This window comes from Hymenobacter sediminis (assembly GCF_003231285.1).
Classification (GTDB): domain Bacteria; phylum Bacteroidota; class Bacteroidia; order Cytophagales; family Hymenobacteraceae; genus Hymenobacter; species Hymenobacter sediminis.
The window spans coordinates 190,582-202,846 of sequence record NZ_QKNS01000006.1; the positions used below are offsets into that span (position 1 = coordinate 190,582).

A 12,265-nucleotide genomic window follows, 5' to 3' on the forward strand; every position below is an offset into this window, starting at 1 on the left:
CCGAATGCCCAAACCTTTCCGCTCTCGTCCGGGTCTGTGGTTGCCCTTGCTGCTGCGGCCGCTGCCCATTTGTGCTACCCTGCTGTTGGTGGGCAGCCCTCTGGTGGTAGTGCAGGCTCAGCAAACGGCGCGGGTGCTGGTGCGGGGTACCGTGCGCGATGCGGCGGGCCGGCCGGTGGAGCAGGTATCGGTAGGAGTGGAGGGCATGGCCGGGGGCACGAACACCGACGATGAGGGCCGGTTTGTGCTGAGTGTGCTACGACCAGCCAGCGGCAAGGCGCCTGTGCTGGTGGTGCGCCGCCTGGGCTACCAGACCCAGCGCCTACCCCTTGAACTGCAGGAAACCCAAGAGCTGACCTTCACGCTGGCCGAGGATTCGCGCGCCCTGGGGAACGTAACTGTGCGGGGCCGTACCGATGCCGCCGACACCCGCGAGCAAGTCAGCATTATCCAGCTGGAGCCTCGCACAGCCAAGGAAATTCCCTCGCCTTTCGGCGACTTCAGTGCCGTGCTCAAAACCCTACCGGGGGTAGCTAGCACCAACGAGCTGACCAGTACCTACTCGGTGCGGGGTGGTAACTACGAGGAAAACCTGGTGTATGTCAACGGCTTCGAGGTGTACCGGCCGTTTCTGGTAACGGCGGCCACGCAAGAGGGGCTAAGCTTTATCAACCCAGATCTGGTAAATCGGGTCGAGTTTTCAACCGGGGGCTGGCAGCCGAAGTTCGGCGACAAGCTGTCCTCGGTGCTGAATATTGAGTACAAGCAGCCCGTAAAGTTTGGCGCTTCGGCTACGGTGAGTCTGGTTGGCGGCACGGCCCACGTAGAAGCGGCCTCGCCTAATAAGCGCGTCAGCTACCTGGCCGGGGTGCGCTATAAGAACGCAACCTACGTCTTCAACTCCCTGCAACAGCAGCAGGGCCGCTACAACCCTACCTTCTACGACGGACAAAGTCTGATTACCGTGGCCCTGGGGCCGAAGGACAACCTTGACCGGACTTCCCTGGGTATTTTCAACACCATTGCCCACAATGACTTCCGCTTCAATCCGGAAAGTGGAGAAAGTACCTTTAGCACGGGCGCTAATCAGCTTTCCCGCCTTTACATTGTCTATGGGGGTAGGGAACGGATGCAGTATGATACCTACCAAGGGGGCCTGAACCTGCGCCACCAGTTGCGACCGAACTTGCAAATAGAGTTGCTAGGAGGGCTGCTTTACTCGCGCGAGTTCGAGTACCGCGACGTGGAAGCCGCTTACAGCATTGCCGAAATCAACCGCGACCCAAAATCCGAAGACTACAACTCCGATATAAACCGCCGTGGTGCCGGCTCCCGCTTCGACCACTCCCGCAACAACCTCACCGCCCGCATTGCTACCCTGGAAACCCGCGGCACCTGGACTCCCGGTGAGCGGAGCGCCGTGCGCTGGGGGCTGAAGGCAAGCCGGGAGCGAATTCAGGACGAGCTCAACGAGTACAGCTTCACTGACTCAGCTGACTACGTGCTGGATGCCCGGCGTACCCGTCTGGTATCCGACCTGCGCCTGGAAAGTACCCGTCTGCAAGGCTATCTGCAGCATACCTACCGCTTCGATTCGCTGAAAACCCTGACCTACGGGCTCCGGCTGAATCATTGGTCGGTAAACCAGCAGCTCACCTTCAGCCCGCGGGTGCAGTATGCCTTTACCAGCGCCCGCAACCCGCGGCTATCCTGGAAGGCTGCCGCTGGGGTGTACTACCAGCCCCCGTTCTATCGGGAGTTGCGCTACCAGTCGGGGGCACCCCAGGCCCAGCAAGGTGCCCTGAACCCGGAGTTGCGCGCCCAACGCTCCCTGCACTTTATTGTAGGCAATGAACTGCAATTCACGAAGTGGGGACGACCCTTCCGCTTCACCGGCGAGGCTTATTACAAGTACCTCACCGACGTAGTGCCTTACGACATCGACAATGTACGCCTGCGCTACTACGCCCAGAACAATGCCAAGGCTTACGCTGCCGGCCTCGATGCCCGCGTAAGTGGGGAGTTTATTCCGGGCACCGAGTCCTGGTTCAGCCTAGGCCTACTCACGACCCGCGAAAACCTGACCGGCGACTCCCTTAATATCTATAACGAAGCCCAGACGGCCATCATCGGGCGCCAGCCCAAGGGCTATATTCGGCGACCCTCAGACCAGCGGCTGAACTTGGGCGTGTTTCTGCAGGATAACCTGCCGGGCAACCCCTCCCTGAAGGGCTACGTGAACCTGGTATTTGGAACCGGCCTACCCTTTAGCCCACCCGATGACCCCGACTTGCGCGGAACCAGCAAGCTAACCCGGAGCTACAAACGTGCGGATTTGGGTTTTACCAAAGTGCTGACCCTGCGCACGGCCGTGGAAGAAGCAGGTGGGCGCGCTGTGCAGCTGAAATCCTTGTGGGCCAGTCTGGAAGTGCTGAACATTCTCGGGGCAGATAACCTGGCTGGCTACAACTACGTTCAGGATCTGAACGGCCGTACTTACGCCATTCCTAATTTTTTGTCGCGCCGCCTCGTGAACCTGCGCATTATTGCCCGGTTTTAAAAAGCTTGTCAGCAGCCATACCGGCAATCATTCGAAAGGCCGTATCCTAGCTCGCCAAAAAAGAAAAGGTGAATTGCCAGCACCAGCGGAAACAGCAGGCAGGCCCCCAATCGGGTGTGCCAAGGCACTACACCTTTCAGCTGACTTACTCTCAGGATAAGCAAGCCGTAGGCCGGCAACAGGCCCATAAATAGAAAGGCATGGATCAACCCCTGGCCTTCCGCATCGTGGCTGCCACCGCCGTAGAGCTTCACCCCTATATCATGTCCGCAAATTAGCACAGCTAGCAGTAGCGTGCGGAGTATGGGGGTAGGCCGCGAACTGTGGGCAGTAAGCAGGAGTAGGGTAGCGGCTACTATGACAAGTGGGGTCAGCAGAATTTCCCACGGCGCAGCATAATACCCCAGCAGGACGTTGCTACCCAGCAAAAGAGCCGAAAGCAAGGTGGCCGTTAGGATATTCATGCCTTGTTGGGGGTAGGCTGACTCAGATCCTTTTCCTGGTGTACATCCTCAAAACGGAGCATAGCCAGCAACTGCTCTTCCTTATCCGCATCGAAGCCGCAAGTGGCCTGAAACTCTGCGGGGTTGCGGTAAGTACCGAAAAGCCAGTCCCAGATTACCAAGTCACCGTAGTTATGGCTGTGCTGCTGATACTGATGATGCACCCGGTGCATTTCCGGCCGCTGAAAAATATAGCCTACCCAGCGGGGCGTGCGTACATTGGTATGGTAGAAAAACTCACCCAGCGCAGTGCAGAGAGTGTAAACCGCCCCGGCCGCCGGGCTCAGCCCAAGTAGGGTGTATACGAGCAGGCCACCAATCAGGGAGTTAACCGTCATTTCCAGCGGGTGTTTGTAAAAGGAGGTAATTACCTCAATGCGCTGGGGGCTGTGATGAATCTGGTGAAAGTGCAGCCACAAAAAATCCTGCGTGTGGCGCCAGCGGTGCCACCAATAGAAAATAAAGGTGGCAATGACGTACGCCAGTAAACCCGCCGCTACAGGATGAACGTGGCGTGATACGTGAAAAATGGAGTAAGCCGAAAACCAAGTTTCCCATGTCAGCCCGGCCACGACGACCACCAGCAGTTGCGCCAGATTTACGGTCAGCACCCGTACGGGCCAGGTGGGCACCCATGGGAGCTTCCAGCCCGGAATAAGCCGTTCCAGCACAAAGCAGAAAGCAAAGGCTACGAAAATAACAACCAGCATGGGTGGTGCACTCCATGAGGGTAGGGCGAAAGACAGGACGGAGCTACCAGAAAATAGGGCGAGAAAGTGGGCGTACATACAGTGCCAGATAAGAGGGTGAAACCATGCTCAAAGGTGAGGGTTCAGCTTCTGGCAACTCTTGACATTTATCAAGAACGACGAGCGCGTAATCGGCTGAGCGTTTCGGGGGTGAGGCCCAGGTGAGACGCCAATAACTTAAGGGGAACACGCTGAAAAATATCCGGAAAGTCGATTAGGAGCTTTTCGTAGCGCTCCGTGGCCGAGAGCATGCGCAGGTGTAGAGCCCGTTGTTCGCTGAGCACGTAGTACTTCTCCGTGAGTACGCGGCCGATGTAGTTGAACTCCGGAAACTGTTGATACAGGTGTTGCAGTTGCTCGTAGCTCAACGACCACAGCGTGCAGGGTGTCAGGGCCTGCAGGTACTCGTGCGAGGGCTGCCGGGAAAAGAAGCTTAAGATGGAGATGACAAAGTCGCCCTCCCGCATAAACCAAGCGGTTACTTCTTTGCCGTCTTTCAGGTAGAAACCCCGCACTAGGCCGGCCTGCAGAAAGTAGAGCCGGTGAGCAATCTGGCCGGGTTGGAGCAAGAGCTGCCGCTGGGCAACAGTTTCCTGCCGTACCTGCTGGCGCAGGGCTAGTTCCAACCCAGGCGACAAAGCCTGAATAGCGTGACAAAGCGCTAAAAACTCCTCCATATTGTGAAATAAGGACTCCTCCGGAAAGCAACAAAAAAGCAGCCCTCATCAGGGCTGCTTTTGCAAGGGAGTATTCTTGGTTCGGTTCTCTTTAATACGCCTTGGCCTGCCACTCCGTAAGGGCAATGCGCATGCTGGGTAGCTGGTTTTTGAAGGCGCTATCTTCCTTGTCGCCGAGCTTGATGGCCTTACGAGCGTACACAATGGCCGTTCCAAAATCCTGTTGCTGGGCCAGCAGTCGGGCCTTGATCCAGTTATTGGTGGCCGCATCCTGTAGGCGTAAGGACTCGTTGATATACGTCAGGGCGCGTTCGGCTTCAATGTTATTTTGCACCAGATAATCGGCGGCCTGAGCCAGCAGCTGCCAGTCGCCGGGCTTTTGCTGCAGCACCTGCTCGATGCCGCTGAGCACTTGCTTGTGTACTTCTGTCTCGATGGGGAGAGTGAGCGTGCGCTTTTCCCAGGTAAGGTTGAGGTGAGCCCCGGTCGATTTGATGTCGGAAAACCAGTATAGCAGGTTTTCGTGGAAGGGAGCCGTTTCGGGTATCACCGGCACCCGAATGATATCGTCGCGCTGGTCATAGCCCTCGGCGCCCCAATGGGTGGTCACGCGGTTGAGCACCAGCTCCCAGTCCCGGTCCTGGTGAGGCATAACATAAAAGGAGTATTGCCCGGCCGGCACCGTCTGGCCGCGCAGCAGCACCGGCGTCGAAAACTTAATCAGAGTGTTTTCATTGGCTCCGGCCCGCCAAATCTGGTCGTAGGGAACGAGGCCGCCCCACACAGCCCGGCCCCGCACGGCAGGAGCATGGTAGTCTACGGTTACTTCGGTAAGGCCAAAGCTTTGGGTAACTGCGGCCCGGGGGCTGGCCTGGGGCAAGGGCAGCTGAACGGGTTGAGTGCCGGTAGCAGGAGTAGGGGCCGGACTAGTAACGGTTGGCGGATTTGTAGCCGGAGCAGGGGTAGCAGTAGGCTGTTCAGGTGCAGCGGCGGGAGTAGGGGCCGCCGTTTGGGCCTGCGCCAGAGAAGCGGCCCCAAACAGGCTGATTCCTAATCCCAGACGAAGAGCCAGAAGCCGGACACGATACATACAAAAGAGCAGTAGGTGGAAGGAGCGAAACCCAAGCGGGCATTCATGAACAGATTTTCCTGAAACAATGATGCCAGAAATCAGGTTGCAGAAGCACGGAGAACGTAAAGGTCCGGCTTTCATGTAAAATTTTTACTGAAAAGTTTTCATCCTACCCGTTGGCCCGTACATTTGTTCCGCTACTACCAGCCCCGTATGCTTTTCTCCGCGTTGTTTTTGACCCCTTGCCGTACTGTGGCCGCCCGCTTTTTGGGCCGCCGGGCCGGGTCCAGCGCGTCGCAGCAGCACCATCATCATCACGGGCATCATTCCTCTTTCTAGAGGAATGCACGCATCATATTGACCCCGTTGGGCGAACCGCACTTGGTTCCCCGGCCCCCGCAAACAGGTGGCCCCGGCAGCTTATTGCCATTTTCCAACGACCTGGGTCCAAATTCCCTCCCCGAATTTCATTGAAGTACCACTAGAAACTGCCCTATGGCTGGTTTTTAGTCCCACCCCTTAACTTAACGATATGCTCCGTCTGGCTATCCAGAAATCGGGCCGCCTTAGCGAAGACTCCCTGAACCTGATTCGGGAGTGCGGTATCAGCTTCCTCAGCTCCTCGTACAAGCTGAAAACGGAAGCCACCAACTTCCCCCTCGAAATCCTCTACCTCCGCGACGACGATATTCCTGGCTACGTGCAGGATGGCGTAGCCGACTTGGGCATTGTGGGGCAAAACGTGCTGGTAGAAGCTGGCCTACCCCAGCTGGAAATCGAAGGGCTGGGTTTCAGCAAGTGCCGCCTGAGCCTGGCCGTGCCCCGCGCCGCCGGCTACGACTCCGTTGCCGACCTGGCGGGCAAGAACATTGCCACGTCCTACCCCCGGATTTTGGGCAGCTACCTGCAGGAGCGGGGCGTAACGGCCAACCTGCACACCATTAGCGGCTCGGTGGAAATTGCCCCCAGCATTGGCCTGGCCGAGGCTATCTGTGATATAGTGAGCAGCGGTTCTACGCTGCTGGGCAACGGGCTACGGGAGGTAGAAACTGTGTTTCGCTCCGAAGCCGTGCTGATTGCCAACCAGCAGCTGAGTGCCGAGAAAAAGGAGTTGTTGGAACAGCTGCAGTTCCGGATGCAGGCCGTGCGCCGGGCCCGCCGCAACAAGTACATTCTGCTGAACGCTCCGGTGGCCTCGCTGGATGCGGTGAAGGCGTTACTACCCGGCATCAAGTCGCCAACCGTTACCAAGCTGGCGGAAGAAGGCTGGGTGTCGGTGCAGTCGGTCATCAATGAGGATGATTTCTGGCACATTACCGGGCAGCTGAAAGCCGTAGGCGCCGAGGGGATTCTGGTGCTGCCGATTGAGAAGATGATTGCCTGAGCCGGCGGGGGTAGGCAGCGAGCAGCTACTCCTTATATATAGGAGTACACTCGCGCCGCCACCTGCCTGAGGCCATTTGTAAAATCACTACCAAACGTCAGCCAGACAACTTCATGCAATTCTTTTCCTACCCCGCCCAAACGGACTGGCCCGCCCTGCAGCAGCGGGCCGCTGCCCAGCAGGCTCAGGACATCGACCAGCGGGTACAGCAGATTTTTGAGGATGTGCGCCAACGCGGCGACGCGGCCCTGCTCGACTACGCCCAGCGCTTCGATGGCGCCGACCTAACGGGCGGCTTGCGCGTCAGCCTCGATGAGCTAACGGCGGCCGCGGCTCAGGTCCCGGCCGATCTGCAGGCGGCCATTCGGCAGGCCTATGCAAACATTTTGGGGTTTCACGAGGCGCAGGTGCCGCAGCCAGAACAGGTAGAAACCATGCCGGGCGTACACTGCTGGCGCCGGGCGGTGCCCGTGCAGCGGGTGGGCCTTTACATCCCGGGCGGCACGGCGCCGTTGTTCAGCACCCTATTGATGCTGGGCGTCCCGGCTCGGTTGGCAGCCTGCCCGGAGGTAGTATTGTGCACTCCGCCCCAGCGCGACGGCTCCGTGAACCCAGTGATTCTGTTCACGGCGCAGCTGCTGGGCATCACCACGATTATTAAAGCCGGCGGCGCCCAAGCTGTTGCCGCCCTTACCGGCGGCACCGCCTCAGTGCCCGCTGTTGATAAGATCTTCGGCCCAGGCAACCGCTACGTGACGGCGGCCAAGCAGTTGGCCACGCGCTACGGGGTAGCCATTGACATGCCGGCCGGTCCGTCGGAAGTGCTGGTTATTGCCGACGCCTCGGCGAACCCCGCATTCGTCGCCGCCGATTTGTTGAGCCAGGCCGAGCACGGACCCGATTCGCAGGTAATTCTATTATCAGATTCCTTGAGCATCCTGGAAGCTACTCAGGCCGAAGTAACCCGCCAACTACAGGAGTTGCCCCGGGCCGAGGTAGCCGCCCAGGCCCTGCAGGAAAGCCGGGCCATTCTGCTCCGCACCCCAGAGGAAATGCTCTACTTCTCGAACCAGTACGCGCCGGAACACCTTATTCTGGCCGTGCAGAACCCGGAACAACTGGCTGAAGGCGTCACCAGCGCTGGCTCCGTATTTCTGGGCCACCTGACCCCGGAAGCCGCCGGTGACTACGCTTCCGGCACCAACCACACGCTGCCGACCAACGGCTACGCTCGCAACTATAGCGGGGTATCCCTGGATTCGTTTTTGAAAAAGATAACGTTCCAGCGGCTTTCCACTGAAGGGTTGCGCCAGGTGGGGCCGGTAGTAGAGCTGATGGCCGAAGCCGAAGGACTGCGGGCCCACGCCCGCGCCATCACGCTGCGGCTGGAGTCGCTCGGTGAGTAACAGAACAGAATCCGCGCTAACGGCGCGGTCATCCTAATCTTCAGATTCATGTTTAACCTCAATAGCCTCGTGCGGCCCAATATTCGGGCCATGAAACCCTATTCTTCGGCCCGCGACGAATTTCAGGGAGAGGCGCATGTGATGCTCGACGCCAACGAGAACAGCCTGGGCAGCGCCGGCCCCGAGCGGTTCAACCGCTACCCCGACCCCGTGCAGCGGGCCGTGAAAGCCGAACTGGCCCCACTGAAAGGTGTGCGGACGGAGCAAATCTTTCTGGGCAACGGCTCCGACGAAGCCATTGACCTGCTGGTGCGCCTGACCTGCACTCCGGGTCAGGACAGCATTCTGATTCTGCCGCCTACTTATGGTATGTATGAGGTAGCCGCTAATCTGAATGACGTGCGCATCGAGCGGCTGCCACTCACCGCTGACTTTCAGCTCTCGCCCGAAACGGTGGCGGGGGTAGTAGCTTCCGAGGCCAAGCTGGTTTTTTTGTGCTCGCCCAACAACCCCACCGGCAATCTGCTTCACGCCGAAGCCATCGAGCAAGTGCTGCGGGGCTTCCGGGGGCTGGTGGTAGTGGACGAGGCCTATGCCGATTTCGCGGGGGCTCCGAGCTGGACCACGCGCCTGCAGGAGTTCCCGAACCTGGTAATTCTGCAGACCTTCTCCAAGGCCTGGGGCCTGGCGGGCCTGCGCCTGGGCATGGCCTTTGCCAGTCCGGAAATCATCGGCTACCTCAACAAAATCAAGCCGCCCTATAATGTGTCGGAGGCTACGCAGCAGCACGCCCTGCAGGCCCTGCGCGACGCGGCTCGTTTCGAGGATATGCGCCAGCAACTGCTGCAGGGCCGCGACTGGCTGGCTGAGCGCCTGCCGGCCGTGCCCATCGTGGAAACCGTGTTTCCTTCGGATGCCAACTTTCTGCTGGTGCGCTTTCGCCCCGATGCCACAGCCGTGTATGACTTCCTGGTAAGCCGGGGCATCATTGTGCGCAACCGCACTACCCAGCCCGGCTGCGCTGGCACGCTCCGCCTCACCGTGGGCTCGCCCCAGGAAAATGAGCAGTTGCTGGAAGCTCTCCAGAAGTTCGAGTAAGTCAGCACGACGACAGCACGACATTTAGATTTTACCTGACCCCGCGGGGGCATTTCTCCATCATGAAGAAAGTTCTTTTCATTGACCGGGACGGCACCATCCTCATTGAGCCGCCCACCGATTTTCAGGTTGACTCGCTGAGCCGGGAAAAATTTCAGTTTGTGCCGGGCTCCATCACCGGGTTGGCGCGCATTGCCCGCGAGCTGGATTATGAGCTGATATTGGTGAGCAACCAGGATGGGCTGGGCACCGATAGCTTTCCGGAAGACACCTTCTGGCCGGCCCACACCATGATGCTCGACATTCTGCGTTCGGAAGGAGTGGAGTTTGCCCGCGAGCATATCGACCGGAGCTTCCCGCACGAAAACCTCCCGACCCGCAAGCCCGGCATCGGGATGCTGCAGCAATACCTTGGGGAAGGCAGCGGCTACGACCTGGCCGGCTCCTTCGTTATCGGCGACCGGCTCACCGATGTGGAGTTGGCTCAGAACTTAGGTTGCCAGTCTATTCTGATCCGGCCGGAAGGGGAGGCCGACGACCGCGCTGCTCTGACGACTACCAACTGGGAAAAAATATACCAATTCCTGCGGTTGCCCGCCCGCACGGCGGTAGTACAACGCGACACGAACGAAACCAAAATCAGCATCGAAATAAACCTCGATGGCAACGGTCGTCCGCAGATGCATACCGGGCTTGGCTTCTTCGATCATATGCTTGATCAGCTCAGCAAGCACTCGGGCGTGGATATGAAAATTTCGGTACAAGGCGATTTGCATATCGATGAGCACCACACCATCGAAGACACGGCCATTGCTCTAGGCGAAGCCTTTACTCAGGCCCTCGGCGACAAGCGCGGCCTGTCGCGGTATGGTTTCCTGCTCCCCATGGACGACGTGCTGGCCCAGGCTGCCATCGACTTTTCCGGCCGCCCCTGGATGGTGTGGGAGGCGGAGTTTAAGCGGGAAAAAATAGGGGATATGCCGACAGAAATGTTTTACCATTTCTTTAAAAGCTTCTCTGATGCGGCTCGTTGCAACCTGAATATTAAGGCTGAGGGTCAGAACGAACATCATAAGATAGAAGCCATCTTCAAGGCTGTAGCTAAGTCCATTAAAATGGCTCTGGTACGTGATGCTGGCCGGATGGAGATTCCCAGCACGAAAGGGGTTTTGTAGTTTAAACATTTGTTTAAACATATGGTAAAGCATTCATTCTTTATCTCTTGCCACTGGTCTCTAGTATGGGCATATCTCATAAGTCAAGTCAGAGATGCAAGAGAGGAAGCGTTGCACCATATGTTTAAACAAATGAATAAAGACATGATTTGCTCTAAAATCCTCAAATGGAAATAGCAGTAATTGATTACAAAGGCGGCAACGTACAGTCCGTGTTGTTTGCGCTGGAACGGCTGGGGGTACAGGCTACCCTGACCTCGGAGCCCGAAGTGATTCGGCGTGCTGATAAGGTGCTGTTTCCGGGCGAAGGAGAAGCGGCCTCGGCCATGCGTGAGTTGCGGGCTCAGGGCCTCGATGAGTTGTTGCCTACCCTTACCCAACCCTTCCTCGGCATCTGCCTGGGCATGCAACTACTGGGTCAGCATAGTGAAGAAGGTGGCGGTACAGACCTACTCGGGATTTTGCCTTTTAACGTGATTCGCTTCCCAAATGCTCCAGAGTATAAAGTGCCGCACATGGGCTGGAATAACCTGCAGGTGCTTCGGTCCCCACTCTTTGAAGGACTGCGCGAAGAAGACTACGTGTACTTTGTGCACAGCTATTATGCTCCGGTAGGCGACTACACCATTGCCCAGGCGGAGTATCCCGCGCCCTTTAGTGCCGCCGTGCAGTACAAGAACTTCTACGCCGTGCAGTTTCACACCGAGAAAAGCGGACCAGTCGGGACGCGGATTCTGGAAAACTTTCTGAAGCTGTAGCAGCCTTGGAGCCGCTGGCAGGGGTAGGGGATTATTCTGCTACCTCTGCCGGCAGCCCTAAGTGCCGCGGCGCTTTCTTCCCTCATCATTCTAGCAGACACCCATGGAAATCATTCCCGCTATTGACCTGATCAATGGCCAGTGCGTACGCCTCACCGAGGGCGACTTCTCCCAGCAGACTACTTACGACTCCGACCCCCTGGCCGTGGCCCAACGCTTCGAGCAGAACGGGGTGAAGCGCCTGCACCTGGTAGACCTCGATGGGGCCCGGGCCAAGCAGCCGGTGAACCTGCCGGTGCTGGAGCGCATTGCCCGGCACACCGCCCTGGAAATTGACTTTGGCGGGGGGCTACAAAGCGAGCAGGCCGTGCGCCAGGCCTTTGAGGCAGGTGCGGGCCAGATTACAGCCGGCAGCATTGCCGTGCGGGAACCCGAAACGGTGGCTGGTTGGCTGCGCACCTTCGGTGCTGAGCGCATCATTGTGGGGGCGGATTTCCGCGCCAACTTTATTTCCATCAATGCTTGGGCCGAACAAAGCGAGCGGACCCTGCGTGAGTTCGTGGCCGACTACCTGACGGCAGGCGCCAGCACCTTTATCTGCACCGATGTCAGCAAGGATGGCAAGCTGCAGGGCCCCGCTCTGGCTACCTATCAGGAGCTACGCGAGCAACTGCCCGCAGCTCAGCTGGTGGCCAGTGGCGGCGTCACGACCCTGGCCGATGTGGAAGCGCTGGCGGCAATTGGCATGCACGGCGCTATCATTGGCAAAGCCATTTATGAAGGCACCATTACCCTGGCTGAGCTTCAGCCCTGGTTGTAAGCCGCTGGTGTGCGTTGCTACCCCTCCGGTGGGCATTGAACCCACCGGAGGGGTAGCAGCTTC

General features: G+C 58.4%; 11 protein-coding genes. 7 read left to right on the forward strand and 4 right to left on the reverse strand.

Annotated elements, in window-relative coordinates:
* The first annotated feature begins 4 nt into the window (after nt 1-4).
* Nucleotides 5-2,560 carry a TonB-dependent receptor gene (locus DNI29_RS16700; RefSeq protein ID WP_110979267.1) on the forward strand — a complete coding sequence of 852 codons (2,556 nt, stop codon included), beginning with the start codon at nt 5-7 and terminating at the stop codon, nt 2,558-2,560.
* Nucleotides 2,561-2,568: 8 nt separating this feature from the next.
* Here DNI29_RS16700 and DNI29_RS16705 read toward each other — a convergent pair whose 3' ends face one another.
* The 4 genes from DNI29_RS16705 to DNI29_RS16720 all read right to left on the reverse strand — a co-directional run bounded on the left by DNI29_RS16705 (nt 2,569) and on the right by DNI29_RS16720 (nt 5,579).
* Nucleotides 2,569-3,024: a hypothetical protein gene (locus DNI29_RS16705; protein ID WP_110979268.1), complete on the reverse strand. Its 456-nt coding sequence runs from the start codon at nt 3,022-3,024 to the stop codon at nt 2,569-2,571.
* Nucleotides 3,021-3,851 (reverse strand): sterol desaturase family protein, encoded by an 831-nt coding sequence (locus tag DNI29_RS16710; protein ID WP_317048759.1) that lies wholly within the window; start codon nt 3,849-3,851, stop codon nt 3,021-3,023. The genes DNI29_RS16705 and DNI29_RS16710 overlap by 4 nt, the downstream gene beginning before the upstream one ends.
* Before the next feature lie 71 nt (nt 3,852-3,922).
* Entirely contained in the window at nt 3,923-4,489 is a 567-nt protein-coding gene (locus DNI29_RS16715) for a Crp/Fnr family transcriptional regulator (protein WP_110979270.1), read from the reverse strand.
* Between the two features lie 91 nt (nt 4,490-4,580).
* The gene (locus DNI29_RS16720) at nt 4,581-5,579 is read right to left on the reverse strand and encodes a DUF2911 domain-containing protein (RefSeq protein WP_162303644.1); all 999 of its coding nucleotides are present in this window, start codon (nt 5,577-5,579) and stop codon (nt 4,581-4,583) included.
* 514 nt (nt 5,580-6,093) lie between these two features.
* Here DNI29_RS16720 and hisG point away from each other — a divergent pair.
* The 6 genes from hisG (at nt 6,094) to hisA (ending at nt 12,202) form a co-directional block, all read left to right on the forward strand.
* On the forward strand, nt 6,094-6,945 hold the full coding sequence (gene hisG, locus DNI29_RS16725) for an ATP phosphoribosyltransferase (RefSeq protein WP_110979272.1): 852 nt from the start codon (nt 6,094-6,096) through the stop codon (nt 6,943-6,945).
* Between the two features lie 113 nt (nt 6,946-7,058).
* Nucleotides 7,059-8,351: a histidinol dehydrogenase gene (gene hisD / locus DNI29_RS16730; RefSeq protein ID WP_110979273.1), complete on the forward strand. Its 1,293-nt coding sequence runs from the start codon at nt 7,059-7,061 to the stop codon at nt 8,349-8,351.
* Between the two features lie 48 nt (nt 8,352-8,399).
* Complete coding sequence (gene hisC, locus DNI29_RS16735; RefSeq protein ID WP_110979274.1) at nt 8,400-9,449, forward strand: histidinol-phosphate transaminase; 1,050 nt, start codon at nt 8,400-8,402, stop codon at nt 9,447-9,449.
* 62 nt (nt 9,450-9,511) lie between these two features.
* Complete coding sequence (gene hisB / locus DNI29_RS16740; RefSeq protein ID WP_110979275.1) at nt 9,512-10,624, forward strand: bifunctional histidinol-phosphatase/imidazoleglycerol-phosphate dehydratase HisB; 1,113 nt, start codon at nt 9,512-9,514, stop codon at nt 10,622-10,624.
* A 167-nt stretch (nt 10,625-10,791) separates the two neighbouring features.
* The gene (hisH, locus tag DNI29_RS16745; RefSeq protein WP_110979276.1) at nt 10,792-11,382 is read left to right on the forward strand and encodes an imidazole glycerol phosphate synthase subunit HisH; all 591 of its coding nucleotides are present in this window, start codon (nt 10,792-10,794) and stop codon (nt 11,380-11,382) included.
* Between the two features lie 103 nt (nt 11,383-11,485).
* Complete coding sequence (gene hisA, locus DNI29_RS16750; protein WP_110979277.1) at nt 11,486-12,202, forward strand: 1-(5-phosphoribosyl)-5-[(5-phosphoribosylamino)methylideneamino]imidazole-4-carboxamide isomerase; 717 nt, start codon at nt 11,486-11,488, stop codon at nt 12,200-12,202.
* Nucleotides 12,203-12,265: the final 63 nt, after the last annotated feature.